This is a genomic window from uncultured Leptotrichia sp., from assembly GCF_938036635.1.
GTDB lineage: Bacteria > Fusobacteriota > Fusobacteriia > Fusobacteriales > Leptotrichiaceae > Leptotrichia > Leptotrichia hongkongensis.
Window position 1 is genome coordinate 1 of sequence record NZ_CALHQO010000052.1, and the last position, 4,175, is coordinate 4,175.

Below are 4,175 nucleotides of genomic sequence, written 5' to 3' on the forward strand. Positions count from 1 at the left end.
GATCTCAGCCTGGCCTGCAGAGTGAAACCCTGTCTCTACTAAAATACAAAAATTAGCCGGGCATGGTGGCGTGTGCCTGTAGTCTCAGCTACTTGGGAGGCTGAGGTGGGAGGATCACTTGAGCCCAGGAGTTGGAGATCTGCCTGTGCAACATAGCCAGACCTCTCCAAAAAAATAAAAAATAAATTACGATATCAGGAGGAAAAATGAATTTAGAAGCATTATTCGGACTTTTACAAGGACAGGATTTAGAGAAATTAGCTCAGCAAGTTGGTGGGAGCAGCAAAGAAGTGAGAAATGGAGTAGCAGCAGCTCTACCTGCAATTTTAGCGGCAGTTAATAAAAATGCAAATAACAGTGAAAAAGCAGAAGGGTTGAATAACGCATTAAATCAGCACGATGGTTCAATATTAAATAACCTTGGAAGTTATTTGCAAAATCCTGATTTAAAAGATGGAGCGGGAATATTGGGACATCTGTTTGGAAATAATACACAAAATGTGGCAAACGCTGTTTCACAGTCAAGTGGGCTAGATAACCAAGGAAGCATGAAAATCTTGCAAACATTGGCTCCACTTGTATTAGGTGCATTAGGACAGCAAAAAAAGGAAAATAATCTAGATGCAGAAGGAATTGGTAACTTAACTTCAAACCTTGCAGCAAACTTTACAGGCGAAGGTGGTATTATGAGCATGGTTACAAATATGCTGGATGCAAATAAAGATGGAAACGTAATGGATGATGTAATGGGATTAGTTGGAAAATTTTTTGGCGGCAAAAAATAGAAAGTGTAAAAAATTAAGTATGAAATTAGGCAAAGGGACTATTTTATTTTTAAAGGTATCTCACAAAAGCCTAATTTTTTTTTAGATAAATTTTTAATTATTAAGGATGGTAAATAATGAAATTTTTGATGATTGGAATTGGTGGGGGAATTGGGGCGATTCTTCGATATTTGATTAGTGCTGTGCCTTTAAAAGTGAGTTTTCCTGTGCAGACTTTTGTTACGAATATTTTGGGAGCAATTTTGATTGGGGTTGTTGTTGAGGTGGTGGCTGGGAAGCAGGTTTCACAGAATTGGAGTTTATTCTGGAGAGTGGGGATTTGTGGAGGATTTACGACATTTTCTACATTTTCGCTGGAAACGTATAACTTGATTGAGAAGGGGAATACTTGGATTGCATTGGGATATGCGGTTTTGAGTGTTGTGCTGTCAGTTGCAGGAGTTTTTATTGGAAGGGGAGTTGTTAGAGCTGCATAAAAAGTGTAATGTAAAAAAATTTGAATATTTTTATTAAATTTTGGTATAAAAACTTGGATATTTAGTGAAGGAGTTAGTATGGATAACGAACATTCAATAGAAAATACGAAAAAATATGCAATAATGGAGGTTATGTTCTTTAATGGATATACAGTAGGAATGCAGAGTTTTGTGCTTTTGAGCTTGGCGATTTATTTTAATATGAGTTCTTTTTTTATATCAATTGTGTCATCGCTACCAACGGCGGGATATTTGCTTCAAATATTTACTAAGCGGGTAAATATTTTGCTTGGAAGTAGGAAAAGGACACTGGTAATAGCGGCTACTCTTTCAAGGTTGGTTATATGTGTAATGCCTTTTGCTGTTTTTTTTGATGTCAGAAAGCAGGAAGTATATTTTGCTGTAATGCTTATTTATGCGCTTGTTGCACCTTTTTCAAATAATGTGTGGACGGCTGTAATGACGAAGATTATTAATAAAAAGGAAAGAGGGAAGTATTTTGGAGTGCGTAATTTATTTTCATCTCTTTCTACCATAGTTTACACGTTGATTTATGGATATGTTTTATCAATGCCTGACAGAAAAACTGCAATGCTTATATTGACAACAATAATGTCGCTTTCGGCAATAGGTTCAGCGATATTCATGTGCCTTCATTATGTTCCTGATTTTGGAACGGATATAAAAAATGTGAGTATTAAAACGGCATTTAAAAATAAAAATTTTGTCGTTTATCTGAAATTTGCTTCTGTATGGCTGTTTACATGGGAATTTCTAAAGCCAATGACAGAATATTACAGGATAAAAATACTTGGTGTAAATACAATGTTTATTTCCCAAATGGGAGTTTTAACAGCGATATTATCAAGTGTACTTTACCTAGTTTATGGGAAATTGTCTGATAAATACGGAAACAAGACAATGCTTAGAATGGGAATATTTTTTACGACATATTATGTGCTTACCTATTTTTCAATGACTCAGGACAATAAAATGTCAATGCTTTTTGCGGCCGCAGTAATTGATGCAATAGGATTTACAGCGATAACATTAAGTTTACTGAATCTTATGATGGAAGTTTCAGGCGAGCCTGCTGATGCTTATGTAGGAGCTTATGCGATGGTTTCGGGACTTTCAGCAATATCGGCAGGATTGTTCGGTGGTATGCTAGGGAAATTCATAAATAACGGAGTAATTTATATTTTTGGGGAACAATTTTACACAATAAGATTTGCCTTTGTTATAGGATTTATTTTGAGATTATTTTCATTGCTGGAATTAACAAGGGTTTATTCATTTGAAAAAACATTTGTGTATCCTGGCGGAAGCAGTAGAATAAAAAGCATGTTTTCCAAAATAATGTTTTCAGGCTCAAGATACGTTATTCATTCTAATAAAGGAAAAAACGAGGATTCTGATGAACAAAATGTGGATAAGGAAGAGAATGTTAATGGTAAATCTAATGAAAGTAAGATAGAACTGTAATTGGTTTGTAGCCAGTTATAAGAGTAAAAAGTTGCAGAAATTGAGTAGCATAGCAAGGAATCAAGACTCCTTGTCAAAGAGTGTAGAAAAATAAGAAAATCAAACATTAAAAAATATTGTGTTTATCGTGATTTTTAGACTTTTACAACTGAGTAAAAGTTTTGTAGAATAGGAGAATTTTATGAAAAAGATTTTAGAGAAAATTGGGAAAGATGAGTTGTTGGAGTATTCACGTTTAGGAGATAGATTTTCTGTTGGGAATTATATTGGAAATAGTAGTAAATTTCATATTTTCACATCAATTAATCCTTACGGAAAGTATGAAGGATACAAATTTTTAAAAAATGAAGAATTGAAAAAATTAGGAAGAAAAAAATGGTATTTAGAATTAATGAAGGGAAATATAAAAGAGAGACTTTCCAATGAGGGAAAAACTATTATTTTAAGAAAAGATAATTTTTTTGAACATTTATTTGAATATTTTGTAAAAAATAAAATAAGATTACAAATTTCTTATGATAGAGATTGGAATAACAATGGCTATTTAATTAAAAATTCAGATGAGTTTTTTTGGTTTCATTTTTGTGATGAAGAAGATGAAAACGAAGAAGAAATTATAAGAAAATACGGAGTAAAAATTATAAGAGCAGGAAAAAATGTTATAAAAGATATTATTGTAGAAGATAGCGAAATTAAAAAAAATAAATTGATAAAAGTTTATGATTTGGACGATGTTTTAGGTGATATTATTTTTCAAGATAATAATTATATTTTGATTTATGAAAAGGATTTATTTTTTGGCGATTATAAATTTACGATATTAAAAATGTCCGATATTGAAGAAATTAATGATAGAATGAATTTAATAGAAACAAAAGAGATAAATTTAGAAGAAATTTTTCCAAATATTGTAAAAATGAAAATAGAAGAAGTTTTGAAAAAGTGCTTTGAAAATAAAATATTAGTGCATTTTGAGTATGAGAAATCATATTCTGAAAAATTTGGGATAATTGAAAGATTTGATAACGAGAAAATAACTTTAAAAGAAATAGATAAAATGACGGGAATTTTTATTTCTAAATCGGAAATATTAGTTGAAGATGTTTCATTTTTGTTTGTGAGAAATTGCAAAGTTTTGGGAATCGAGAGGTAAAATTTATGAAAAAAGGCTCTGTTCTTGATTGAGTAGAAGCCTTTTTTATTTTTATAGTATTCAGTAGAATTTATTGTCTTATAGGCACTGCACAGATTTCTCCAACACCTGATACATATTCGCATGAGCCTCCACTATTTTTTATCGCTCTTCTCATATTTGCTCTTTGAATTACTCCACAGCTGCTTGCAAGCATTAAAATCATTGCTAAAAATATAAATTTTTTCATTTTATTTTCCTCAACTTTCTAAATATTTTTTTATTATTGAATTCTAT

5 protein-coding genes are annotated in these 4,175 nt (G+C 31.6%); 4 read left to right on the forward strand and 1 reads right to left on the reverse strand.

The genetic code is table 11. The annotated features are described in order from the left end of the window. The first annotated feature begins 206 nt into the window (after positions 1–206). The 4 genes from Q0370_RS00925 to Q0370_RS00940 all read left to right on the forward strand — a co-directional run bounded on the left by Q0370_RS00925 (position 207) and on the right by Q0370_RS00940 (position 3,899). On the forward strand, positions 207–785 hold the full coding sequence (locus Q0370_RS00925; RefSeq protein WP_299570834.1) for a DUF937 domain-containing protein: 579 nt from the start codon (positions 207–209) through the stop codon (positions 783–785). 116 nt (positions 786–901) lie between these two features. Then, the gene (gene crcB / locus Q0370_RS00930) at positions 902–1,261 is read left to right on the forward strand and encodes a fluoride efflux transporter CrcB (RefSeq protein ID WP_299570837.1); all 360 of its coding nucleotides are present in this window, start codon (positions 902–904) and stop codon (positions 1,259–1,261) included. 78 nt (positions 1,262–1,339) lie between these two features. Beyond that, positions 1,340–2,746, forward strand: coding sequence for an MFS transporter (locus Q0370_RS00935; protein WP_299570840.1), 1,407 nt, complete (start codon positions 1,340–1,342; stop codon positions 2,744–2,746). A 181-nt stretch (positions 2,747–2,927) separates the two neighbouring features. After that, positions 2,928–3,899: a transposase gene (locus Q0370_RS00940; RefSeq protein ID WP_299570843.1), complete on the forward strand. Its 972-nt coding sequence runs from the start codon at positions 2,928–2,930 to the stop codon at positions 3,897–3,899. A gap of 70 nt (positions 3,900–3,969) precedes the next feature. Here the strand turns inward: Q0370_RS00940 and Q0370_RS00945 are convergent, their stop codons facing one another. Beyond that, complete coding sequence (locus Q0370_RS00945) at positions 3,970–4,128, reverse strand: hypothetical protein (RefSeq protein WP_006806112.1); 159 nt, start codon at positions 4,126–4,128, stop codon at positions 3,970–3,972. Positions 4,129–4,175 lie beyond the last annotated feature (47 nt).

Bases quoted from the DNA above. Each gene is read 5' to 3' on its own strand.
- Q0370_RS00935 (WP_299570840.1), top strand. From the start codon at position 1,340: ATGGATAACGAACATTCAATAGAAAATACGAAAAAATATGCAATAATG.
- Q0370_RS00945 (WP_006806112.1), bottom strand. From the start codon at position 4,128: ATGAAAAAATTTATATTTTTAGCAATGATTTTAATGCTTGCAAGCAGC.
- Q0370_RS00925 (WP_299570834.1), top strand. From the start codon at position 207: ATGAATTTAGAAGCATTATTCGGACTTTTACAAGGACAGGATTTAGAG.
- Q0370_RS00940 (WP_299570843.1), top strand. From the start codon at position 2,928: ATGAAAAAGATTTTAGAGAAAATTGGGAAAGATGAGTTGTTGGAGTAT.
- crcB (WP_299570837.1), top strand. From the start codon at position 902: ATGAAATTTTTGATGATTGGAATTGGTGGGGGAATTGGGGCGATTCTT.